The sequence below is a fragment of the Hoeflea sp. 108 genome (genome assembly GCF_000372965.1).
In the GTDB taxonomy this organism is placed as follows: domain Bacteria; phylum Pseudomonadota; class Alphaproteobacteria; order Rhizobiales; family Rhizobiaceae; genus Aminobacter.
In genome coordinates, this window is sequence record NZ_KB890024.1 from 4,045,001 (window position 1) to 4,067,470 (window position 22,470).

Annotated in this window: 19 protein-coding genes; 6 read left to right on the top strand and 13 right to left on the bottom strand. The window is 64.1% G+C overall.

Features of this window, described 5'->3' with window-relative positions; all coding sequences use genetic code 11:
• Positions 1-969 precede the first annotated feature (969 nt).
• Positions 970-2,937, top strand: a complete 1,968-nt coding sequence (locus tag B015_RS0119995; protein ID WP_018429513.1) for a M23 family metallopeptidase — start codon at positions 970-972, stop codon at positions 2,935-2,937.
• Between the two features lie 43 nt (positions 2,938-2,980).
• Here the strand turns inward: B015_RS0119995 and B015_RS31255 are convergent, their stop codons facing one another.
• The gene (locus B015_RS31255; RefSeq protein WP_018429514.1) at positions 2,981-3,814 is read right to left on the bottom strand and encodes a GGDEF domain-containing protein; all 834 of its coding nucleotides are present in this window, start codon (positions 3,812-3,814) and stop codon (positions 2,981-2,983) included.
• 76 nt (positions 3,815-3,890) lie between these two features.
• Entirely contained in the window at positions 3,891-5,426 is a 1,536-nt protein-coding gene (locus tag B015_RS0120005; RefSeq protein WP_018429515.1) for an MFS transporter, read from the bottom strand.
• 345 nt (positions 5,427-5,771) lie between these two features.
• On the opposite strand from B015_RS0120005, the gene B015_RS0120010 reads away from it, so the two are divergent.
• From B015_RS0120010 to B015_RS0120020, 3 genes are read left to right on the top strand one after another with little or no spacing between them, the layout of a single operon-like run.
• Positions 5,772-6,464 (top strand): glutathione S-transferase family protein, encoded by a 693-nt coding sequence (locus B015_RS0120010; protein WP_018429516.1) that lies wholly within the window; start codon positions 5,772-5,774, stop codon positions 6,462-6,464.
• Complete coding sequence (locus B015_RS0120015; RefSeq protein ID WP_018429517.1) at positions 6,461-6,805, top strand: metalloregulator ArsR/SmtB family transcription factor; 345 nt, start codon at positions 6,461-6,463, stop codon at positions 6,803-6,805. Before B015_RS0120010 ends, B015_RS0120015 begins: the two co-directional genes overlap by 4 nt.
• A complete protein-coding gene (locus B015_RS0120020; protein WP_018429518.1) occupies positions 6,802-7,272 on the top strand; it encodes an SRPBCC family protein in 471 nt (156 codons plus the stop codon). Before B015_RS0120015 ends, B015_RS0120020 begins: the two co-directional genes overlap by 4 nt.
• Before the next feature lie 26 nt (positions 7,273-7,298).
• On the opposite strand, the gene B015_RS0120025 is transcribed toward B015_RS0120020, so the two are convergent.
• The 7 genes from B015_RS0120025 to B015_RS0120055 form a co-directional block, all read right to left on the bottom strand.
• On the bottom strand, positions 7,299-8,861 hold the full coding sequence (locus B015_RS0120025) for a serine hydrolase (RefSeq protein WP_051091916.1): 1,563 nt from the start codon (positions 8,859-8,861) through the stop codon (positions 7,299-7,301).
• Positions 8,862-8,942: 81 nt separating this feature from the next.
• Positions 8,943-9,257 carry a hypothetical protein gene (locus B015_RS0120030; RefSeq protein WP_026227520.1) on the bottom strand — a complete coding sequence of 105 codons (315 nt, stop codon included), beginning with the start codon at positions 9,255-9,257 and terminating at the stop codon, positions 8,943-8,945.
• A gap of 150 nt (positions 9,258-9,407) precedes the next feature.
• Positions 9,408-10,004: a DUF922 domain-containing Zn-dependent protease gene (locus tag B015_RS0120035; RefSeq protein WP_018429521.1), complete on the bottom strand. Its 597-nt coding sequence runs from the start codon at positions 10,002-10,004 to the stop codon at positions 9,408-9,410.
• A gap of 104 nt (positions 10,005-10,108) precedes the next feature.
• Complete coding sequence (locus B015_RS0120040) at positions 10,109-11,359, bottom strand: DUF2778 domain-containing protein (protein ID WP_018429522.1); 1,251 nt, start codon at positions 11,357-11,359, stop codon at positions 10,109-10,111.
• A gap of 313 nt (positions 11,360-11,672) precedes the next feature.
• Positions 11,673-12,320 (bottom strand): CatB-related O-acetyltransferase, encoded by a 648-nt coding sequence (locus B015_RS0120045; protein ID WP_018429523.1) that lies wholly within the window; start codon positions 12,318-12,320, stop codon positions 11,673-11,675.
• A gap of 84 nt (positions 12,321-12,404) precedes the next feature.
• Positions 12,405-13,244, bottom strand: a complete 840-nt coding sequence (locus B015_RS0120050) for an aminoglycoside phosphotransferase family protein (RefSeq protein WP_018429524.1) — start codon at positions 13,242-13,244, stop codon at positions 12,405-12,407.
• A complete protein-coding gene (locus B015_RS0120055) occupies positions 13,244-13,879 on the bottom strand; it encodes a TetR family transcriptional regulator (protein WP_018429525.1) in 636 nt (211 codons plus the stop codon). Before B015_RS0120055 ends, B015_RS0120050 begins: the two co-directional genes overlap by 1 nt.
• A gap of 92 nt (positions 13,880-13,971) precedes the next feature.
• On the opposite strand from B015_RS0120055, the gene B015_RS0120060 reads away from it, so the two are divergent.
• On the top strand, positions 13,972-15,408 hold the full coding sequence (locus B015_RS0120060; protein ID WP_245262216.1) for an MFS transporter: 1,437 nt from the start codon (positions 13,972-13,974) through the stop codon (positions 15,406-15,408).
• Positions 15,409-15,472: 64 nt separating this feature from the next.
• Here the strand turns inward: B015_RS0120060 and B015_RS0120065 are convergent, their stop codons facing one another.
• Positions 15,473-16,852: a L,D-transpeptidase gene (locus tag B015_RS0120065; RefSeq protein WP_018429527.1), complete on the bottom strand. Its 1,380-nt coding sequence runs from the start codon at positions 16,850-16,852 to the stop codon at positions 15,473-15,475.
• Between the two features lie 123 nt (positions 16,853-16,975).
• A complete protein-coding gene (locus tag B015_RS0120070; RefSeq protein ID WP_018429528.1) occupies positions 16,976-17,338 on the bottom strand; it encodes an MmcQ/YjbR family DNA-binding protein in 363 nt (120 codons plus the stop codon).
• A 212-nt stretch (positions 17,339-17,550) separates the two neighbouring features.
• Here B015_RS0120070 and B015_RS0120075 point away from each other — a divergent pair, with 212 nt between their 5' ends.
• On the top strand, positions 17,551-18,462 hold the full coding sequence (locus B015_RS0120075; protein ID WP_026227523.1) for an agmatinase: 912 nt from the start codon (positions 17,551-17,553) through the stop codon (positions 18,460-18,462).
• 96 nt (positions 18,463-18,558) lie between these two features.
• On the opposite strand, the gene clpB is transcribed toward B015_RS0120075, so the two are convergent.
• Positions 18,559-21,165 carry an ATP-dependent chaperone ClpB gene (gene clpB / locus B015_RS0120080; RefSeq protein ID WP_018429530.1) on the bottom strand — a complete coding sequence of 869 codons (2,607 nt, stop codon included), beginning with the start codon at positions 21,163-21,165 and terminating at the stop codon, positions 18,559-18,561.
• A gap of 314 nt (positions 21,166-21,479) precedes the next feature.
• A complete protein-coding gene (locus B015_RS0120085) occupies positions 21,480-22,280 on the bottom strand; it encodes a DUF4167 domain-containing protein (RefSeq protein ID WP_026227524.1) in 801 nt (266 codons plus the stop codon).
• Between the last annotated feature and the right edge of the window lie 190 nt (positions 22,281-22,470).

A 22,470-nucleotide genomic window follows, 5' to 3' on the forward strand; every position in this document is an offset into this window, starting at 1 on the left:
ACAACCAGCGTCCTGGTAGACTTATTCTCTCAAAAACGTGTCCGCCAAAGTCTCGTTCGGACCAACTTCACTCAAGACCTAAGTCCCAAGCTCCGAGGGTCCAGCAGAACTCTGCCGCCCACGTTTCTCTTTCTTCAATCTTCAATTGTCAAAGAACAGACATCGCATCAGACGCAATGTCGAGGGTCGGTCGCCTTAAGCTTCAGACCCCAGCGAGTGTCGCTCACGCGGCTCTCTTGAATTCGGTCAACTAGGGATCGAAGAAGCTTCCGTAGAAGCGAACTCCGGGGCCGCCAGCGGCGCGCCGCCCTCGTTGTTGAGGCGTATATAGTCGCCACCCCTTCAAACTGTCAACGACCTAATTCCAACTTTTGCGAATTTTTTGCGACAACAACCCAAACCCCAACAAAACCCTGCGTAAGACAAACACACATAACGCAGACCCCGCCAGCCGAGCTGCAATCCACGCGCGAAACTGCCCTTAACGTCACAGCAATCCTGACGAAATCAGCGCGTCCCACCAGAAAAACAATTAGCCGGGGCCAGTAATCTTCGACCAGGCTGGCAGTCAGACGCGCGAAAAGAGATTCACCCGTGATTCACGGCAGGATTCTCCTCACTCCAAGCAAGCGACCACGCTCAAACGCCTGCCGCCCTCCCCTCAAGGCCGGCAGGCAAGAGCGCGCCCTGCAGACGTCTCTTCGGACCTGCGCGTCGCGCACGCGCGCGTGCCTATATAGGGGACAAAAACGCGGCCTCCGAACCAAGCCCTATTCCCGCCCAATTGCAGGAAGATGTGTCGGAACGTCCCTGGCGCCAGGTGAGTCCATCCGGCCTTTCATAGTGGAGAGAACGGGACAGGTCGGCGTAGCGAGCACGCCGCTTCGTTGACTTGAGCCGCCATGACAGGCAAATGTCGTGGCCACAAAACATGCGGGCGCAAAGCGTCGGGGACTTAAGCCGTACTGGATGCAGGATACGGACCAGACCATAGCCGAGCTCGGCAATGAGCCGCCGCTTATCGCGGACGGTCGCGCTGGTCCCCCGGACCGCCGCGAGGTTTCGGCGCGTTGGCTCTCTGGTACATTCCTGACCGGTGTCACCTCGAGCGTGCTGATGGGCGTGGCACTGTTTGCCGCCCTCGACGGTCGCGAAAAACTCGCCACCCCGCCCGAAATCGCCGAGCTTGCCACCCAGGATGGCGGCGACTCCGGCCAGAAGGCCAAGACCACCCGCCTCGCGCCTCTGCGCCAGATCGCCAAGGCCAAGGACCGGCGGCGCATGGAAGTGTCGATGGTCACCAAGCAGGGCGACCGCGACGTGATCAAGACAATGCCGTTTGTCCAGATCAAGATGGCGCTGGCCGCCAGCCATCCGACGACGCGTAACTATCCGGCCTTCGATCCACTGACGGTCTTTGCCGAGGATGGCCCGCCTGAGCCGGCGGCGGGTGCTGCCACGGCCGGGCAGATCTACGGCGTCAAGGTCGAGAGCGAGATGAGCCTGAAGACCATCGACTTCCCGACCGACACGGCCGCCTTCGACGAGACCTCGGCACTGTCGGCCAACGAGGTCGAGAAGGTGGTCCGCGATGCCGGCGGCGACCTGACCGAAGGCGACGTCCAGGTCGCCTCCCTCCATTACATCGACCCGCAGCGCTTCGGCGACGCATTCGCCGATCAGGCGCTGGCCGGTTCCTACGGCATCAAGATCGTACCTGAAAACGTGTCGGTGACTTCGCGCGCCGATGTCGACCCGGAGACCTTGTCTTATGCCGAAGACATCATCGCCTTCGACAAGGACCGCAAGATCGTCGACGCGCTGGCGGCCTCCGGCTATGAGGGCGACGATGCCAAGGGCATGTCGAGCGCGATTTCGCGTCTTCTCAACGCGACCGCGCTCAAGGCCGGCACCGTCCTGCGTGTCGGGCTCGAGGTGCGCGGCGATGTCGGCAAGATCGTGCGCACCAGCGTCTACGACCGCACCCAGCACATATTGACCATAGCACTCGACGACCGTGGCCAGTTCGTGCCCGGCGACGAGCCGGAGCCCAATCCCGAGATCGCGACCGCCTTCGAGGATACGCCGGCAGTTCCCACGACCTCGCGCGGCGCGTTGCCCACCGTCTATGACGGCATCTATCGCGCCGCCTATTCCTACGGCATGTCCCAGGACATGACCAAGAAGCTGGTCAGACTATTGTCGTCGGACGTCGACTTCCAGTCGCGCCTCAACCCGTCCGACCGCATCGAGGTGTTCTTCTCGCAGCCGGACGGCGACGACAAGGCCTCAGACAAGTCGGAACTGCTCTATGTCGCCGCCACCTTCGGCGGCACCACGCGCAATTTCTATCGCTTCCAGATGGGCGATGGTGCGGTCGACTATTTCGACGAGGACGGCCGCAGCTCGCGCCAGTTCCTGCTGCGCAATCCTCTGCCCAACGGCAAGTTCCGCTCAGGCTTCGGTGGCCGCAAACATCCGATCCTCGGATATGTGCGCATGCACACCGGCGTCGACTGGTCGGCGCCCACGGGCACGCCGATCATCGCGGCCGGTAACGCCATCGTCGAAAAGGCCGGCTGGGCTGGCGGCTACGGCAAGCAGACCATCCTGCGCCACACCAACGGCTACGAGACGTCGTACAACCACCAGAGCCGTATCGCGCCCAATGTCGTGCCCGGCGCCCGCGTCCGCCAGGGCCAGGTCATCGGCTATGTCGGCACCACCGGCCTGTCGACCGGTGCGCATCTGCACTACGAGCTGATCGTCAACGGCACCAAGGTCGACCCGATGCGCGTCCGCCTGCCCACGGGCCGTGTGCTGAGCGGCGAGGAGCTGACCGCGTTCAAGCGCGAGCGCGAGCGCATCGACGACCTGCTGAAGGACGAGAACAAGGACGGCCTGAAGGTCGCCAGCAGCACCAAGGTCAGCGGCTAACCCCGGCCCGGACCGGCTGCGAGCCGAAAACTTCGTGGAAAAATCAGCCCGCGACGCTTGCCCGGGCCAAGCTCTCGCCAACAGCGGCGTCGTATTTGGCGCGCTTGGCGATGTACATCGCCCGGTCAGCGGCTGCGATCAACGCCTCGGGGTCGCCGCCATCCTCCGGGAAGACCGCGATGCCGACCGTAGCGCCGACGATCAGCTTCACCTCGTCAGACGTGATTGGCTTGGCGATGTCGCGCTGCAGACGCTGGCTGAGGAACACGAGCGCCTCGGGATTGCCGATATCGGACAGGACGAGGCCAAACTCGTCGCCACCGAGCCGGGCGACCGTCGCCCCATTGGGCGCGGCATAGGCAATGCGCTCGGCCACCTCGATCAGCACGATGTCGCCGGCAGCATGGCCGTGGCGGTCGTTGACCGGCTTGAAACCGTCAAGGTCGATATAGATCACGGCGCAGGTCGCCAGGGCATTTTCCGAACGAGCGACCGAAGCCTGAATCGCCTCGCGGAAGCGGCGGCGATTGGCAAGTCCGGTGAGCGGGTCATGGCGGGCCGTATCATGGGCGAGCTTTTCCGCAGCCTCGCGGCGTGCAATCTCGCGGTTCAGCTGCCGGGTACGGATGACCAGCATGACGAGCCCGATGATGCCGGCCCACAAAAGCAGCGAGATCGCCTCGTCCAGCTGCCATTCTTCATAGGTGCGGGTAAGCTCGTAGATACGCTCGAACATGTCGAGTTGCGTGTCGATGGCATAGAGCACGACACCGATCACCAGCCAGATTGCGTAGGGCATGTATCCTCGCCAGATGAACTCGCTCCACGGCGTCCCGGCCGTCTCGCCTGAAAGCCGACGCAGATCGGATGCCGACATGATTCCCGCCTTGTTCTGGCACCGACAGAGCACGCCAAACCCCTAACAGGGTTCTAGCGCATCGCATACAATTGTATCATTCGACGATTGCCGGCGTGCTTGTCCCAGCCTTTTCATCCGACCGCTTCCAGGATGGCTGGGTGATCCAGGCGACCAGCGCCGAAAGGAAGCACATGACCGCCGCAATCCATGCGATTGCCGAAAAGGCGTTGTTGGTCGCAGCCACCCGCAGCGCCTCTGCGGCGGCATCGAGCGGTGCAGTGGAAAGCCCGCCGAATTCAGCGCCTGGCGCGGCATTGCCGAGCACGCTGGCGAAGACGATGCCGGCGACTGCGCCAAGGGCCGCCACCGCCATCAGGCCTGCGGCGCGGGCGAGCGCATTATTGATGCCAGAGGCCAGCCCCGTGTCCTCCTCCGGCGTCGCCCGCATCACCGCTGCCGACACCGGCGAGACGACGATCGCCATGCCGAGCCCCTTGAGCAGCAGGATCGGGAACGTCACCTGCCACAACATCATCAGCGGCATGGTAAGCGCGAGCCCGGCGTATGAAATGCCGACCAGCGCAGCACCAACAGTCAGCGGCAAGCGCGGGCCGATCGCGTCCGCCAGCCGGCCGGAATAGCTCGACAGCAGCGCTATGAACAGCGACAGCGGCACGAACAGCAGACTCGCTTCCCACTCCTTGGCGCCCCAGCCCGAAATCACCGTCATCGGCAGAAAGAACAGCACCGCATTGAAGGCGAAGAACAGGGTCAGCGTATAGAGATTGGCACCCGCGAAGGCGCGCGAGCGGAACAGCTCGAGCTTGACCATGGGCGCCCGCGCCCATTTCTCCCAGACGATGAAGCCGGCGAAAAGAACTGCACCTGCAAAGATCCAGATCCAGGGCGACACCGCACGCATGTCCGCCGGCAGGCCAAAGGCAGTCAGCCCCCACGCCATCAGGCCGAGGCCGCCGGTGGCGAGCACCGCACCGCCGAGATCGAGCCGCCGGCTCGACGACGGCCGGTCCTGCGGCACCCTGGAAAACAGCATATACAGCGCCACGAAGCCGATCGGCACGTTAATGGCGAAGATCAGCCGCCACATCCACTCCGCGCCGAATGACAGCACCATGCCGCCGATGAAAGGTCCCATCGCCGTGGTCAGCGACGAGAAGGCGGCCCACTGGCCGATCGCCTTGCCGCGCGTCTCATTGGGGTAGGATTTGGCGATGATTGCCAGGCTGCCGGGCACCATCAGCGCCGCACCGATGCCTTGCGCCGCACGCATGACGATCAGCATGTCGGCATCGACGGCGAGCGCGCAGGCCGCCGAGGTGACCATGAACAGCGCGATGCCAGCGGCAAAGATGTTGCGCACCCCGAACACGTCGCCGGCGGCACCGCCGAGCAGCACGAGCGCGGAGAGAAACAGCATGTAGGAGTTGGAGATCCACTGCGCATCGACAAGCGAGGCGCCGAGATCCTCGCGAATAATCGGCATGGCCAGCGACACCACCGAGCCGTCGATGAACCCCATGCTGGAGGCGAGGATCGCCGACACCAGCACATAGCGACGTGCATCGGGTGGGCAGAAGACTGGAACCGGAGCGGCGGCTGGCTGATTCATGATGATGAGCCTATGTGCCCCCTGCCCCAAGGTGAAGCGACCAGCATGACGATTTTGGCGAAGCCAGTGGGAGTTGGTCGTGCCTAGGGGCCCGTGGAAGATCGCCAGGACAATGATACGGCGGGTTTTGAGGGTGTGGAGAAGGGCTGAATTTCTCCGCGGGGTGGATGATTTCGGGCCGAACAAGGAAGGCCAATCATCAGCGTCTCATTCCTTCGCACCCCCTTCTGCTCAGCCGGGCACGGCCTGCGCCAAAACACTTTCCGTTTTCGGAAACTTTTTCTTGCCAACCGCTTCGCGCCAACATAGTTTCCGCATGCAGAAACTATCAAGGCAGGCCCAATCATGTCGCTGACGCTGTACCTCCACCCCCTCTCCTCCTTTTGCCACAAGGTGCTGATCGCGTTTTACGAGAACGGCACCGACTTTCGCGCCGTGAACGTGAACCTCGGCGATCCGGGCGAAAGGGCGGCGTTGACGGCCAAATGGCCGCTTTGCAAGATCCCCGTGCTGCATGACGAAAGGCGTGACCGCGTGGTGCCGGAGACGAGCATCATCATCGAATATGTGCAGCAGCATTACCCTGGGCCGGCGCCGATGCTGCCTGCCGACGAGGAGCTGCGGCTCGATGCGCGGCTGTGGGAGCGCTTTTTCGACCTCTATGTCAACGTTCCCACCCAGAAGATCGTGACCGACAGGATACGGCCCGAGGGCGGCAACGACCCGGTCGGGGTGGCAGACGCGCACCGCACGCTCGACACCGCCTATGCGGTGATCGAGGCAAGGCTGGCCGGTCGCACATGGGCCATGGGAGACGCCTTCGGCATATCGGAATGTTCGGCAACGCCAGCGCTGTTCTACGCTTCGATCGTGCATCCTTTCGGTTCCGACCAGCACAATCTAAAAGCCTATTTCGAGCGCCTGATGGCGCGGCCGTCAGTGCGTCGGACATTGGCCGAGGCCAGGCCTTACTTCTCGTTCTTCCCCTATCGCGAGGCGATGCCCGAGCGATTTCTCCACGACGAGGTTGCAACATGATGATGGAAGCGCAACGGCTCGACCGGATGTTCGTGGCCCTTGCCGATGCCGGGCGTCGTGACATGGTGGAGCGGCTGAGCCGTGGACCGGCGACGGTGAAACAACTGGCCAACCCCAGGGGCATGGGACTGCCTTCGGCGCTCAAGCATCTGCGGGTGCTCGAGGACGGCGGCATCGTCGTCTCGAGCAAGGTCGGGCGCATTCGCACCTATTCCATTTTGCCCGACGCCTTCAGGGACATGGACGAATGGGTGCGGGCGCGCAAGACTGCGATGAATGCCGCCTTTGATCGGCTGGCGCAAGCGATGTCGGCACTGCCTGAAGAGGACGACCAGGAATGAACGCGGTCCAGCACACCACCTTCGTCATCGAGCGCGACCTGCCGGCAAGCCCGAAACATGCCTTCCGCTTCTGGTCGGACAAGGAGCTCAAGCGCGCCTGGAACGACTGCCACCTCGATTGGATCGTGCTTGAGGATGCCTTCGACTTCCGCGTCGGCGGCATCGAGGCCAAGCGCTGGCGCATGCCCGATGGCAACGAACTGACCTTCCGCGCAGACTATTTCGACATCGAGGCGGCAAGGCGCATCATCTACGGCTTCGAGATGAGCATGGGCGGACAACGCATCTCGGCCTCGCTGGCGACGGTCGAATTCCTCGCCGATGGCAAGGCGACCCGGATGAAGTTCACCGAGCAACTGGCGTTCCTGGGCAGCGCCGACGCCATGGCCGCCCGCATCGCCGGCACCGGCGAAGGCTTCGACCGGCTGGTCGAAATGATGGCGCGTGAATTCGCCGGGATACACTGAGCGCCGAACAGCTCAATCGGCGCGGCTCAATCGGCCTTGCGCGTCAGCGTGCCAAGCCCGTGATCGTCGAGGAAGCCGACCGTCATCGCGCTGGCCTTGCCGTCGGCGCCGATGACGAACCTCACCGCAACAGGCATGTCGGGCAATTCGGGAGACGGGTTGGTGAGAAACAGGTCCCGATCGAAATGGCGCAAGGGATAGGCGCGCTTGCCATTGGGGCCAAGCTTGAGGACTAGGCCACCATCATCGGTCGAGACAACCGCGTCGCCGACGAAATCATTGGCGTAGTTTCCCGCATACGCGTCGTCCGGTCGTGCCGGCGACGCGGGAGATGGCGGCGTCGCATAGGTCGCCTTGGCTGCCTCGATGGCCGGATCGAACATGCCGGAATAGGCAGCGTTCCACGGCTGAAGCCACTCCTTTCCGGCCTTTTTGTCGAAGACGAGGTCGGCGAAGCTGTCGGACAGACCTTCGGGCACGCCGGTGGGGAAGGCGTTGGCGAGGATGACGATGCCAAGCCCGGCATCTGGATACAGCGTCACCAAGCTGCGCGCACCGACGCTGAAAGCGCCGGCGTGGCCCCAACTCAGACCGTGGCGGCCAAATTCGACATTCCAGCCAAGCCCATAAAAGGACGCTGCCCCTGTCACCGGGTTACGCCCGCGCGCCATCAGCGGTACATGCGTCTGCGCCAACACCTCCGGCGCAATCAATGTCTTGCCCTGATAGACGCCGTTGCCGAGTTCGAGGCGCATCCATTGCGCGAGATCGCCCACTGTCGCGCTGACGCCGCCGGCGGGCGCCTGGGCATCGGGGTTGCGTTCGACTGCCGCGGTCCAGCTGCCACCGATCCTCACATGCAGCGAGGCGCGGTTGGCATGAGCGAGGAAATCGGCATGCCTGGAACTTGTCGAGGTCATGCCGAGCGGCCGGTAGAGCTTTTGCTCGGCAGCATTCTCCCAGCCGAGCCCTGCCGCCCGGGCAGCGGCGACACCGCCTTCGGTGAGCCCGAAATTGCTGTAGGAGTAGCCGGCACGGAAACTGGACGACGGCGAAACGAAGCGCAGGCGCTTCAGTATCTCCGTGCGGTCGTAGCCGATATCCTCAAGGTCGTCGCCGGCGGTGCCCGGCAGGCCGCTGCGATGCGCAAACAGGTCGCGGACGGTGAGTTCGGCACTCGGATAGGCCTGAGAGAGGCGGAACGCCGGATCGATATCGGCGATCCTGGAATCCCAGGACACGAGCCCCTCGCTTACCAGTGCCGCGACGACGGTCGACGACACCGGCTTGGACAGCGAGGCAATCTGGAACACCGTATCGGCGTCGACGGTTTCGGGCTTGCCCGCGACGCGGTGGCCGAAGCCCTTGAGGTAAACGACCTTGTCGTCGTGCACGACGCCTATGGCCAGCCCCGGCACACCGCCCTCGGCGACGATCTTTTCAGCCATCTGCTCGAGCCCGGGCAGGGCCGCTGTGACCTGTTCGGGCTCGAGAGTTTGCGCCGCACCAGTCTCCGGAGCCAGCGCGACCACAGGGGCAAGCAGCAATGCCCGAGCAAGCCGGCTGCAACGGTTCGCAGGAAGATGCATGGCCCGCCCTCCATTCCGATCGCCGGTGCTCAGGCTACAACCTGACGCAGGGGAAGCCAAGCGAACGGAACGAACGAGGGATCAGATGCCCGAGCCGTCGAGCTCGATCTCGTCGCCTTCCCACGGCACCGGCAATTCGGGGCCTGAGGGCTTCTTGCCGAGATTGGCCTGTGGCAGCGGCATCCAGCTTTTCAACTCCGGCTCGGCGTAGCCGATGATGCAGCCGGGATAGGAATCGCCGGCGCGCCAGCCTTCGATGCCGAACTGGTCGGCGCGGGCCCAGTAGGCCACGTCGACTTCGGCCGGCCCCTGCTCCACCGGCCTCACCGTCACCAGGATGCGGCTGCCGTCCCTCGGCGCACTGGCCATGTGGCGCCACCGATCGGCTTCTTCCATCATATTCCTCCGCAGCATCCGACACGTTGTTGCGCGCAATGGGCGCGACGCAAGGGAATGTTAGTGCAGGAAGGCCGCTGATGCCACGCGCAAAGACGGCTCCTGGCCGTCGAAGCTGTGCATGGCGAACCGCTGCTGGAGTGCGAGGCGTCAGCCGCCGTTGACAAGGTTGAGGATCAGCTGGTGGACGTTGCCACCGTCGCTCAGTTCGACGCGGTCGAAGTCGCGGCTTTTCTGGCGCTGGGCCAGCGACAGTTCGGCGAGCCGCTTGGTCAGTTCGGTACGCACCTTCTGGCATTTCGGATCAGCCGGCGCCGAAAAGCCGACGCTGAGCGCCTCGATGGCCTTGACCATGTCGACGATGTGGTCGCCATGAACGCGCTCGTGCTTTTCGACGCCCGCGGCGAAGACATCCCAGTTCTGCTTGATGTGGGGCGGCAGCTTGCCCGCCGGCTTGGGCAGCCTGTAGGTGATGATGAGCTTGGGCTTGGCCGACACCAGCGTGCAGGCGCCGTCGGGCTGCGGCTCGTATTTGCGCTGCCAGGTGAGCTTGAAGTCGGTATGGGCAATGGCGCGTGTGCCGGTGGAGGCCTGGGGCCCGCGCTCGCCGATCGATGCATAGAGCTCAGGCCCCGACGTGCCGGAGACCGCATAGGCCTCGATCTTCTCGACCGGCTTCCATTGGGCATGCGCAGGGACGGTGGCGAGGCAGGATGCGAGCAGGATCGATCGGAAGGCGGTGTTCACTTGAAATCCCCGGCCGGAATGCATTTGCCCCTGCCTCATAGCGGCAAGGGGCGGCGGCTGGCTAGGGTCGGAGTACAGTCACCGCCCGCGAACCGGCGGCGAGATCAGATCGTCTTGCCGTTGGATGCCAGGCGGAAGGTTTCGCGCCCGCCGCTCGGCACGACCACCATCTGCTTGACCTTGCCGGCCTTGAAGGCGGCGAGGAAGCGCGGGTAGTCGGCGAAGGCGACACAGCCATGCGACTCCTCGCGGCCGCCGCGCAGCAGGTAGCTGTGGGTGAGGAAGCCGTCGCGGCCATATTTGTTCTTGCCGTCGACCGGCAGCATGCGGATGGCCTCGACGCCGTGAAAACGGCTTTCGCGCATCTTGAGATTATAGGTGTGCGGCGGGGTCGGGCCGTTCATCTTGACGTTCACGTAGCGGGGGTTGTCGGCCATGTTGCCGATGCCCGAATGCGCCTCGAGCACACTGCCGTCGGGCATGTAGACCTTGGCCGCAGAGATGTCGTAGACGGCGACGCCGCCACCGGCGCGAACAGTGCCGCCGCTGTTGCCGCCGAACAGGTTGCGTAGGGTCTGGCCGATGGTGCCGCTGCTCTTCTTTTCGGCAGGCGTATCCGGTCGGGCATAGGCGACGACCTGTGGCTTGGCCGGCACGACCTCTTCTACCTTGGCGGGCTCCGACTTGGCTTCCACAGGGGCCTCCGGCTTCGCTTCGGCCTGCTCGACGCTTGGCCGCAGCTGCGGCAGCGGCGCTGCCGACGGCGTGTCTTCGAAATCGGGAACGGGAACGATCGCGGCGGAATTGACCTCGACCTCAGGGGCCGGGGCGGTCAGGTCTTCGCCATGCGGGCCAACCAGAAGCGTCGACAGCGCGGTACCCGCCGCATCGCTTGCGCCACCGGGCGTCGGATCGGCATAGGCGAGCAAGGTCTGGTGCTGGGCTGGCTGCGCCGGACCGGCGGCGGCCACGTCCTGCGATCTGGCGGGATCGGTTTGCTGGAACAGGCTCGCGAGCTTTTCGGGCGTGAGCGCAGCCTGCTTGACGACGGTGTCGAAACGCGTCGGCTTGGCGACCACGGCAGCGACCTGGGCGTGGCGTGCGGATTTCCCGATGCTGCCGGTAATGCTGGCGGAAACGACGGGAGCCAGCCTGGAGATGACCGGGCGGGCGCTCTTGTCGGTGCTGACATAGGCGACCGGCGCGTGCACTGCGGCCTGCTTCAGCGTCTGCGGATGAGGCTTGGGCGCGAGCTGGCCGGGCACGAAGGCCGTGGTGCTGCCCAGTGCCACCATGCCTGCCACCGACCATACCGCAGCGCCCGCAAAAGCGGTGCCCAGGGAGGTGATCAGCAATGGACGCAACAGGCGGCGCAATTTACGTGCAGGAACGATTTTACTCAAAACGCATACCAAACCAGCAAGCCAGCAAAGGGCCTCGGGTCGACAGGCGACCAAAGCTTCACGACTTCCGGATTGTCCCCAACTTGACCGAGTGACCTCCAAAGGATGGACAAATATGGTTAAAGTTTGCTTTCCAGGCGAACCAGTTGTCTCAGCGGAAATGCGGGCAAATGCGAAAAAGGCCGGTCGCACTGCCGGCCGCAGCCAATGAAAACGCCCTCCGACAGAACCGGAGGGCGAGCTTCATAGACCTGAAGATGACTGCTCAGCGGGCGTCGTATTGCCGTGCGGCAGTGGCCAGCGCATCGAAATCGTCGCCGCACAATTGCGGTTTGAGCGCGTCGAACTTGGCCTTGTCCCACTGGTAGATCTCAAGCGCGAGCACGGCTTCGACGGTCGCCGAGGGAAAGCGCTGCCGGACCGGCTTCGCCGGGTTGCCGGCGACGATGGTGTAGGGCGGTACATCCTTGGTGACGATGGCGCCCGACGCGATGACAGCGCCTTCGCCGATGGTCAGGCCGGGCATGATCATGGCGCGCATGCCGATCCAGGCGCCGTCGCCAATGACGGTGTCGCCCTTGCCGACATAGGCCTCGGCGATGGTTTCGACGAAGGGGTAGAGGCTGAACCAGTCGGTCCGGTGGGTGTGGTTGCCGCCCATCAGGATCACGGCTTCGGCGCCGATGCAGACATAGTCGCCGATATGGAGCTGATCGACCGGCCACTGGGATTCCCACGCAGCCAAGCTGTACTCGTCGCCATAGAGATACCGGACAACGCTGTCCTCGAACGAGCCGGTCCAGGCATTGCTGTAATAGCTGTTGCGGCCGCGGATATGAATGTTCGGGTTCTTGACCGTTTCGGCCAGGTACTCGACGATCGACCAGTGTTTGCGGGCTTCTTGATGGGGCATCTCTGGAACTCACTCGTGGCAATGTGCTTATCGGGCGCACACATGCCCCGGATGGCAGGCCATCGCAACCTTTGAAGGCCGCCGTCAGCGGCGCGGCTGGTGCCGCAATGCCTGCAAACCGGCTTCGAGCGCATGCGCATCGCCATGCGCCAGCCCGAACAGCACGTCGAGCAGCGGGAAGGTATTGCGATAGAACTGGATGCGCCCCGCCATGCCGGCGATGCCGGGATAGTCACGCATCAGGTCGAGAAAGCCGTCGCCAAGACCGGCGGACAGGCTGGCAAGATCATAGGCCGGATCGCCGATGCCACATCCCGAGAAGTCGATGACCCCGGATGCCCTGTCGTCATGCACCAGGATGTTGCCTGTGCCGAAATCGCCATGGATGACGGTGCGTGGATAAGGCCCGTTGGCGAAGAACCGGCCGAATTGCGCTGCGATTGATGCGCCAACATCGTGCGTCACCAACGGGAAAACCCTCGCCTCGACCTGCCCTAGGAGATCGCGCCATTCGGCCATGGGGTCATCAGGCGCGGGCACCGGCAGGATTTCGCCCGGCAGCGCATGAAGGGCGCGCAGGAACAGCGCAAGGTCACGGGCCAGTTCCCGGCTTTGCGCGTCATCCATTCCATCGAGCGACAGCAGCGGCTCGCCCGGCAGCTTGCGGTGGACGGCCACGACAAGCGGACCGACATCTCGCAGTTGCGGCGCGGGCACCGGCAAAGGCAGCCTTTGCGCCAGGACGGCCAGGACGACCGCTTCGCGGACAAGGTCGGACCGCGCCTCGTCATGCCGGGGTATCCGTACGATGAGCTTGCCCGTGTCGAGGATGCTGTTGTTCTGCCCGCCGTCGATGACGGTTGCGGAAAGGAGTTCGGGCTGGCCCAGTGCCTCGGCGATTTCCCTGGATGCCGGCCGGATCATCACGCTTTGCCGGTCGCAGCCGGCTGGCTGGCAAGTGCAGCTTCGACCGCCTGCATCGCCACGGGGACGAACCCCAGCAGCCGCGCGCTCGCCACGCCGTCGCGCGCCTGCACCGAGAGGCCGCGCATGATGGTGGCGAAATAGTCGCCCAGCATCTGCGTGTCGGTGTCCGGTTTCAGTTCCCCCTCGGCGACGCCCTGCTCCAGCCGCGCGATGATGCGCTCGGTCTGCTCCATGCGGCGCTCGGCCAGCCAGTCCAGCACTTCGTCATTTTCAGCGGTGCAATTGGTGGCAGCGGAAACAATCATGCAGCCCTGTGGTCGCCCCGGCCTGGTGCAGTTTTCTATGGCTTCGAACAGCATCTTTTCGATCGCCTGCCGGGCCGTCTGCGCCTCGCCCAGGGCTCGCGTGGCGACGCCGCCGTCGCCGGCCTGATAGAGGCCGACCGCCTCCCGAAACAGATCCCGCTTGGAGCCGAAGGCGGCGTAGATTCGCGCCGAAGCGATGCCGAGGGCTGCGACCAGATCGGCCATCGACGTGCCTTCATAACCGCGTGCCCAAAAGGCGTCGCGCGCATTTGCCAGCGCCTTGTCGCGATCGAACTCCCGCGGCCTTCCCGCCATCGCAGCCTCCATTCTTTATCGGTCAACAAATAATACGCTTGACTCCGGATTGCAAATCTCAATTCTTTGCTGATCAACAAAGAATCAACATTATGGAGAACAGCATGAGTTCAATCGACCAGGGAGCGCCGCTCGGAGCGGCAACGATGGCAGGAGGCACCGGCACAAAGCGCGGCGCCACGCTGGCGTTGCTGGCCTTCGCGCAGTTGATCATCGCCCTCGACCTCAACATCGTTTTCGTGGCGCTGCCGGAGATCGGCACGAGCCTCGGCTTTTCCGGCCAGACATTGCAGTGGGTGGTCAGCGCCTACACCGTCTTCACCGGCGGTTTCCTGTTGTTCGGCGGCCGCGCGGCGGACCTGATCGGCCAGCGCCGCGTCTTCATCTTCGCGCTCTGGCTCTATGCGCTGTCGTCGGTTGTCGGCGGTCTTGCCTGGTCACCGGAAGTCATCATCGCGGCACGCGCGGTACAGGGCATCGGCGGCGCCTTCCTGTTTCCGGCAACGCTGTCGCTGATCAATCGGCTGTTTGCCGAGGGGCAGGAACGTAACCGGGCGCTCGCCGTCTGGGGCGGCGCCGGCGCCAGCGGCCTGACGCTCGGCTCGCTGGCCGGTGGTTTTCTGACCAGTGCCTTCGGCTGGCCATCGGTGTTCTACGTCAACGTGCTCTTGGCCGGGCTCGCCATCATCGCCGCCTTCGCCGTCATTCCGCGTGATCCCAAGCCGCAGGCAAAACGCAGCTTCGACCTGCCGGGCGCGCTGACGGTGACCGCGGGTGCGACACTTCTGGTTTTCGCGCTGGTGCAGGGACCCGAATATGGCTGGAGCTCGACGCCGATTGTCGCGAGCACGGCCCTGGCGGCCATCTTCCTGATCGCCTTTGGCGTGATCGAAGCCCGCAGCGCCGATCCGCTGATGCCGCTGCGCCTGTTCCGCAACCGCAGCCTGGTCAGCAGCATGACGATCACCTTCATGTTCATGGCCACCTTCGGGGCGCTGCCCTACTTCCTTACCGTGCTGTTGCAGACGGTGTATGGCTTCACCGCGCTGCAGACCGGCCTCGCCTTCCTCGTCCCCTCGATAGCCATCGCCACCGGCACGCAGGTCGGCGAGCGGCTGGCTACACGTTTCTCGACCCGCTCGACGCTGGTCACCGGCATGATCATCGGCGCTGTCGGCACTGCATTTATGGCGCTCGGCACCACCGCCGACAGCAGCTATCTCGCGATTGCACCGGGCCTTGTTGTCTCCGGCATCGGACAGGGCATCGTCTGGACGGCGATGTGGATCGCGGCCGCCTCCGGCGTCCACCACGACGAACAGGGCGTCGCTTCGGGCATGGCTTCGACGACGCTCAATGTCGGCAACGCCATCGGCATGGCAGCGCTCATCGCGGTTGCCAACAGCCATGTCGGCGACTTGTCCGGCGATGCGCTGAAGCTGGCCGTGACCGACGGCATCCAGGTGGCGTTCTGGCTCGCGGCGGCAGGCGTGGCGGTCAGCCTGGTGTTTGTGATGGCGCTGCCGAAAAAACCGGCGTGAAGGCCCGCAGCAGCGGGCAATGAAGTTGCGACCGTGGACGACAATCCACGGTCGCAGGCCTGTTTTACTCGATGAACTCGACCGGCACGCCGGGTTTGACCAGCTTGGCCAGTTCGCGCGCATCCCAATTGGTCAGGCGTACACAGCCATGGCTCTCGGTCTTGCCGATCTTGGACGGATCGGGCGTGCCGTGGATGCCATAGGTGGGCTTGTCGAGCGCGATCCACACCGAACCAACAGGACCGTTCGGCCCCGGCGGAATGGTCAGGATCTTGTCGTTGTTGCCCTGCTTGAAGTTGAGATTTGGATTGTAGGTGTAGTTGGGGTCGAGCGCGATCCGCGACACCGCATGGATGCCGGTCGGCGACGGCGTGTCGGTCGAACCGATGGTCGCCGGATAGGCGACGACCAGCTTGCCGGCCTCGTCATAAGCGCGGACCTGCTTCAGCCCCTTGTCGGCGATGATGCGGGCCACGGGCGTGGTGATCTGCTTGCCGAAATTGGCGACCCTGACGATGGTGCCGGGACGGTTGAAATTGGCTTCAGGATTGAGCGCCTTGAGATAGGCCTCATCCATGTGGAAACGCTCGGCCAGCATCTCGGTGACCGAGGTGAAGGACATGCGCTCGAGCTGCGCCTTTTCGCTGTAATCGGTCGGAACCGAGGCGATGTAGGGGCCGGCGGCGTCCTCTGATGTGATGACGTAGTTGGCGAACGCATCGCCACCCGTCTCGGCCAGCGCCTTCTTGATGCCTTCGGCGTCGGTCGACTTCAGGCTGGTACCGGTGATCTCGTGATAGGCGGCCAGCGCCTTGTCGACATTGGAGCCGAAACGGCCATCGATGACGCCGGGCGAGGCGCCGGCGCGGTCGAGCAGAATCTGCAGGCCGGCGACATCCTCACGGCCTTTGACCGCGATCGATGGCTCCAACGGCTTTTCGACGATGGTCGGCGTGGTCTCGCCGACGGCGACCTGGTCGTCCGGGCCTGGTATGGGTTCACGCGTCACCGAGCGCTGGCCGGGCGCGCTGGGGAACGCATTGGGATCGTTGCCATAACCGTCGTCATAGGGATCGGACGGCTGGGCAGGATAGTTGTCGGAATAATAGTCGCCATTGTCGGCCGGGCCGAGCAGGACATCACCCTGGCGGTACTCTCGGCGCAGCTCCTGGCGGCGCAGTTCACGGCGAAGCGCCTGGCGGTTGGAACTGGTTCCCGGCGGCTGAACGGCGATGACCTTGCCGGTGTAGGGATCGACCAGCACGCGGTTGCCACGGCCATCGTAAAAGATCTCCACGTCGCTGTCCTGCGCGAGGCGGATCAGCTTGTCCGGCTGGACAGGGCGCTGTCCGGCCTGGCTGTCGCCAGGCCCGACCGCAGCCGCCGCCTGCAATACAGACAGGCCGGTGGCCAAAGCCGAAAGCACGATGATCCTGCGCAGCATGGTCGCCAGTCTTCTCCGATATCGGGTCGATCGCCCCCATGGCGATCCGGGCACATTACGCCCGGCGAAATCAACCAACTGCTAACCCTTCCAACATGAACAGGGCATGAAAATGGCCGCAGCCTATGCGGGCAGGCCGAGGTCTTTGCGCACGGCCCTGGTGAGCTTGGCTGCGATCAGCCTGTGGCTTTCGCGGATGTAGTCGCGCAAGCCTTCGGCGTCCATGGTCTCGCCCGAAATGCGCTGGATCCACTTCATGCCGCGCGAAGCGAGATAGGGCGCGGGCCTCAACCCGGGTTGCTCCTTGAGGATGTCGAAGGCCATATCGGAAACCTTGAAGGTGACGGAGAGCCCCGCCCCTTCGTTCCAGCCGCCAATGGCAAATACCTTGCCGCCGACCTTCCAGACATGCGCCCCGCCCCACTGCACGACATGGGTCGTATGCGGCAGCGAGGCGCAAAAGCCGTTGTATTCGTCGAGCGTCATGGGGAACGTTCCGTCGCAAATCAATGAACCTGTACTCCACATGACAGGAAATCCCAACCGGCGCATTGAGCGCCTGCACCCGCGTGGGCCTTGCCAAATAGTTCAGAAGACTTCGGGACAGTCGGACTTGCAAGCCGGCAGGCTCTGCGTAGGATTTCCCCGCTCCACGCACATGGACCCGCGCCCCTCTAAACCTGACAAGGCCTCGACACATGACCGCCTCGCCCCGCTTTCTTGGCCTTCCTGATCGCCTTGCAGATGGCCGTAACCCGCGTGTTGTGATCTTCGGTGCCGGCCACGGCACCACCTATCCTGGCAAGGACAGCAGCGGCTACGCCCTCGCTGCCGACGCCATCCGCGCCGCGAGCCAGGACGACGCCCCGCTGGTAGGCCATTGGGATTTCGATCTCGGCGGCCCCTTGTTCGACGGCAAGCCGGTCTGCTGCATCGACGCCGGCGACATCTCCACCACGATGCATGCCAATACAGACAACCGGGCCCGTATCGAGGAGAAGACGCGCGAGGTGCTGGCGCTGTTGGCCGTGCCGATCCTGCTCGGCGGCGACGATTCGGTACCCATTCCCTTTATCGCCGGCTTCGCCGGTCACGGCCCGATATGGGTCCTGCAGATCGATGCCCATATCGACTGGCGCGACGAGGTGCTTGGCGAACGCTACGGCTACTCGAACCCGATGCGGCGGGCGAGCGAGATGGCGCATGTCACCGGCATCGTGCAGGTCGGGATCCGCAGCGTCGGCAGCGCCCGCCTCGCCGAGATCGAGGCAGCACAGCGCTACGGCAGCCACTTGGTCACCGCTCGCGAGGTTCATGCCGAAGGCGTCGAGGCTGCCCTCCGGCATATCCCCGAGGGCGCGCAGGTCGTCATCACGCTCGACTGCGACGGCCTTGATCCAAGTATCATGCCGGGGGTCGCGGCGCGTACACCTGGCGGCCTCACCTACACGCAAACGATCGACCTGATCGCCGGCGTCGACAAGCGGGCGAGGATCGTAGGTTTCGACCTGGTCGAATTTTATCCGCCTGCCGACATCGACGGTCTGACGGCCGCCACCGCGGCGCGTCTTCTCGTCAATGCCATCGGCGTCATCGTCCGTCAGGCTTGAACAACGCCAACCAGAAAAGTCCTGGTAGAGATCGGTAAAAAGAATGCCCCGTCGATGACGGGGCACTTTTGTCCATGCAACGGACAGCAGTTGCGATTACGCCGCCGCTTCCTCGCTCACCACGCCCTGCTTGGACCGGAAGTTGAGCCGATCCGAGCCTGCGGTGATCTTGACGGTCGAGCCGTCGAGGATCTCGCCGCCGAGGATGCGCTCGGCCAGCGGATCCTGCAGTTCCTTCTGCATGACGCGCTTGAGCGGACGGGCGCCATAGGCGGGGTCGTAGCCCTTATGCGCCAGCCACTCGATCGCGTCGGGCGCGAGGTCGAGCGCAATCTTGCGGTCGGCGAGCAGCTTTTCGAGCCGCTTGAGCTGGATCGCCACGATCTTGCCCATGTCCTGCTGGCGCAGCCGGTGGAACAGGACGATCTCATCGATGCGGTTCAGGAACTCCGGCCGGAACGCCGCCTTGACCGCGCCCATGACCTCGTCGCGGACCTGGTCGACATCCTCGTTCTCCCCCAGCGCCACCAGATATTCGGCGCCGAGGTTGGACGTCATGATGATCAGCGTGTTGCGGAAGTCGACGGTGCGGCCCTGACCATCGGTCAGGCGGCCATCGTCCAGCACCTGCAGGAGCACGTTGAAGACGTCCGGATGAGCCTTCTCGACCTCGTCGAACAGCACGACCTGATAGGGCCGGCGCCGCACGGCTTCGGTCAGTGTGCCGCCTTCCTCGTAGCCGACATAGCCGGGAGGCGCGCCGATCAGCCGGGCCACGGAGTGCTTCTCCATGAACTCGGACATGTCGATGCGGACCAGCGCGTGCTCGTCGTCGAACAGGTAGTCGGCGAGCGCCTTGGTGAGCTCGGTCTTGCCGACGCCGGTCGGGCCCAGAAACATGAACGAGCCGATCGGCCGGTTCGGATCCTGCAGACCGGCGCGGGCGCGCCTGACGGCCTTGGACACGGCCTGCACGGCCTCGCCCTGGCCGACGACGCGGACACCGAGTTCGTCTTCCATGCGCAACAGCTTCTCGCGCTGGCCTTCGAGCATCTTGTCGACCGGAATGCCGGTCCAGCGCTCGACGACATGGGCGACGTGATCAGGCGTGACGGTTTCCTCGACCATCGAGCCCCGGCTTTCCTGGGCCTCGGCCTCGACGAGCTTCTTTTCGAGTTCGGGGATGCGGCCATAGGCGAGCTCGCCCGCCTTCTGGAACTCGCCCTTGCGCTGGGCGATGGCGAGTTCGTTGCGGGCTTCTTCGAGCTGGCCCTTGAGGTCGGCGGCAAGGCCGAGCTTTTCCTTCTCGGCCATCCACTGGCTGGTCACCCGGGTCGACTCTTCCTCGAGCCCGGCCAGCTCCTTCTCGAGCCTTTCGAGACGGTCGCGCGAGGCGTCGTCGGTTTCCAGCTTCAGCGCCTCGCGCTCGATCTTGAGCTGCATGATGCGGCGGTCGATCTCGTCGAGGGCTTCGGGCTTGGAATCGATCTGCATGCGCAGCCGCGAGCCGGCCTCGTCGACCAGGTCGATGGCCTTGTCGGGCAGGAAGCGGTCGGTGATGTAGCGATTCGACAGCGTCGCAGCCGCCACCAATGCGGAGTCCGAAATGCGCACCTTGTGGTGCTGCTCGTACTTCTCCTTCAGGCCGCGCAGGATCGAGATGGTGTCCTCGACGGTCGGCTCGGAAACGAAGACCGGCTGGAAGCGGCGGGCAAGGGCCGCATCCTTTTCGACATGTTTGCGGTACTCGTCGAGCGTGGTGGCGCCGACGCAATGAAGCTCACCGCGGGCGAGCGCCGGCTTGAGCAGGTTGGAGGCATCCATCGCGCCATCGGCCTTGCCGGCGCCGACGAGCGTGTGCATTTCATCGATGAACAGGATGATGCCGCCGGCAGCCGCGGTAACCTCGGACAGAACGGCCTTCAGCCGCTCCTCGAACTCGCCGCGATACTTGGCACCCGCAATCAGCGCGCCCATGTCGAGCGCCATCAGTTGCTTGTCCTTGAGGCTCTCGGGCACGTCGCCATTGACGATGCGCAGCGCAAGGCCTTCGGCGATGGCCGTCTTGCCGACGCCGGGCTCGCCGATCAGCACCGGATTGTTCTTGGTGCGCCGCGACAGCACCTGGATGGTGCGGCGGATTTCGTCGTCGCGGCCGATGACCGGATCGAGCTTGCCGGCACGGGCATCGGCCGTGAGGTCGCGTGCGTATTTCTTCAATGCGTCGTAGCCCTGCTCCGCACTCGCCGAATCTGCGGTGCGGCCCTTGCGGATTTCGTTGATGGCCTTGTTGAGGCCTTGCGCGGTGACACCGGCCTTGGCCAGGATTTCGGAGGTCTTGGCCGACTTCTCGACGGCAAGCGCCGTCAAAAGGCGCTCGACCGTGACGAAGCTGTCGCCGGCCTTCTTGGCCAGTTCCTCGGCGGTCGACAAGACCTTGGCGAGCGGCTGCGCCAGGTAAAGCTGGCCGTTGGCGCCCTCGACCTTGGGCATGGCCTTGAGCGCCGCCTCGACAGCGAGCCTGACATCGCGGGCATTGCCGCCGGCGCGCTCGATCAGCGAAGAGGCAAGCCCCTCATCGTCGTCGATCAGCACCTTGAGGATGTGCTCCGGCGTGAACTGCTGGTGATTGTTGGAAAGGGCGTAAGTCTGCGCGGACTGGATGAAGCCGCGTACGCGTTCGGAATACTTCTCAAGATTCATATCTGTCTCCACTCCGTCGCCGGCCCGCTTTGCGGCACCGGTCTGGTCCAAGGTGACGAGTCCGCCCGTTTGGGCCGGACCCTGTTGGGCGTGATATGGGTAGTAGGACGATATCCCTCAAGGAGCCTGGAGCGCCGCGCGTCATTTTTTGACGCGCAAAGGACGCTCCGGCATTTCCTGAGTCTGCGCATCGTGCTTTCCGAAAATCAATTCCGATTTTCGGGCCGATGCGCGTCACCGAAGTCAAAAAACAAAAACGGCGAGATTTTCATCCCGCCGTTTGAAATGGCTTCAAAGCCCTTCGTGGAAGGCGATCAGCCCTCGACGACCGCAGGCTCGGCTGCCGGCGTTTCGCCTTCGCCCTGCGCCTCGGTCGCGGCGCGCTCGCCACGACGCGGACGACGGCCACGGCGCGGTGCCACAGCGACCTCGCCCTCGGCGGCTTCGGCAGCAGGTGCCGCCTCGACTGCGACCGCCTGCGGCTGCTCGACGACGGCGGCTTCGACCTGCGGAGCCTCGGCCTGAGGCGCTTCGGCCTGCTGTTCGGCAGGACGGCGCTCGCGACGACCTTCGTGACGGCCACGACCGCGCTCGCGGCGACCCTCGCGCGGCTGGCCTTCGCCAGCTGCTTCAGGGTTCAGCGCGACTTCGGCGGGCGTGCCTTCGATCTCGGGCTGCGGGCCGGTGCCATTGACGACCGGCTGCGGCTGCGCGTGCTGGTGAACCGGCTGCATTTCGGCATTGCCGACCGAATCCTCGTCACGCTCGTCGTCCATATCGGCGTCGAGATCGTCGCGGGCTTGCTGCTGGTGCTGGATGGGCATCTGCGCCAGGGCGGCGGCAATGATGCGGTTATAGTGCTCTGCATGCTGCAGATAGTTCTCGGCCATAACGCGGTCGCCTGAGCTTTGTGCGTCGCGGGCAAGCGTGGCATATTTTTCGGCGATCTGCTGCGCGGAGCCCCGGATCTTCACATCCGGACCATTGCTCTCGTAGTTGCGCGTCAGCGGGTTGGGACCCTTGCGGTTGTTGTTATTATTATTATTGTTGTTATTGTTATTATTATTGTTGTTATTCCGACCGCGCATGCGCCTGTTCTGCTGTTGTGGCCTCATCAGATTCTCTTCGTGTTGAAATCTTGCTCAGGACCGCTGCCCCTCACGAGCAGGTCGATCCGTGTTCTTCCGCTGGTGTTCGCCCGCAATAATTGCGCTGGCGCCACATGCCGTCCTTTGTCGGTTACATGTCTGCCGAACGATCCCCGCACGAAGCTAGAGCGTCGTCTACGCAAGAAGGCAGCAAGTT

Bases quoted from the DNA above. Each gene is read 5' to 3' on its own strand.
- clpB (WP_018429530.1), bottom strand. From the start codon at position 21,165: ATGAATCTTGAGAAGTATTCCGAACGCGTACGCGGCTTCATCCAGTCC.
- B015_RS0120060 (WP_245262216.1), top strand. From the start codon at position 13,972: ATGAGTTCAATCGACCAGGGAGCGCCGCTCGGAGCGGCAACGATGGCA.
- B015_RS0120065 (WP_018429527.1), bottom strand. From the start codon at position 16,852: ATGCTGCGCAGGATCATCGTGCTTTCGGCTTTGGCCACCGGCCTGTCT.
- B015_RS0120085 (WP_026227524.1), bottom strand. From the start codon at position 22,280: ATGAGGCCACAACAGCAGAACAGGCGCATGCGCGGTCGGAATAACAAC.
- B015_RS0120045 (WP_018429523.1), bottom strand. From the start codon at position 12,320: ATGCCCCATCAAGAAGCCCGCAAACACTGGTCGATCGTCGAGTACCTG.
- B015_RS0120020 (WP_018429518.1), top strand. From the start codon at position 6,802: ATGAACGCGGTCCAGCACACCACCTTCGTCATCGAGCGCGACCTGCCG.
- B015_RS0120005 (WP_018429515.1), bottom strand. From the start codon at position 5,426: ATGAATCAGCCAGCCGCCGCTCCGGTTCCAGTCTTCTGCCCACCCGAT.
- B015_RS0120025 (WP_051091916.1), bottom strand. From the start codon at position 8,861: ATGCATCTTCCTGCGAACCGTTGCAGCCGGCTTGCTCGGGCATTGCTG.
- B015_RS0120070 (WP_018429528.1), bottom strand. From the start codon at position 17,338: ATGACGCTCGACGAATACAACGGCTTTTGCGCCTCGCTGCCGCATACG.
- B015_RS0120015 (WP_018429517.1), top strand. From the start codon at position 6,461: ATGATGATGGAAGCGCAACGGCTCGACCGGATGTTCGTGGCCCTTGCC.
- B015_RS0120010 (WP_018429516.1), top strand. From the start codon at position 5,772: ATGTCGCTGACGCTGTACCTCCACCCCCTCTCCTCCTTTTGCCACAAG.
- B015_RS0120030 (WP_026227520.1), bottom strand. From the start codon at position 9,257: ATGGAAGAAGCCGATCGGTGGCGCCACATGGCCAGTGCGCCGAGGGAC.
- B015_RS0119995 (WP_018429513.1), top strand. From the start codon at position 970: ATGCAGGATACGGACCAGACCATAGCCGAGCTCGGCAATGAGCCGCCG.
- B015_RS0120050 (WP_018429524.1), bottom strand. From the start codon at position 13,244: ATGATCCGGCCGGCATCCAGGGAAATCGCCGAGGCACTGGGCCAGCCC.
- B015_RS0120075 (WP_026227523.1), top strand. From the start codon at position 17,551: ATGACCGCCTCGCCCCGCTTTCTTGGCCTTCCTGATCGCCTTGCAGAT.
- B015_RS0120055 (WP_018429525.1), bottom strand. From the start codon at position 13,879: ATGGAGGCTGCGATGGCGGGAAGGCCGCGGGAGTTCGATCGCGACAAG.
- B015_RS31255 (WP_018429514.1), bottom strand. From the start codon at position 3,814: ATGTCGGCATCCGATCTGCGTCGGCTTTCAGGCGAGACGGCCGGGACG.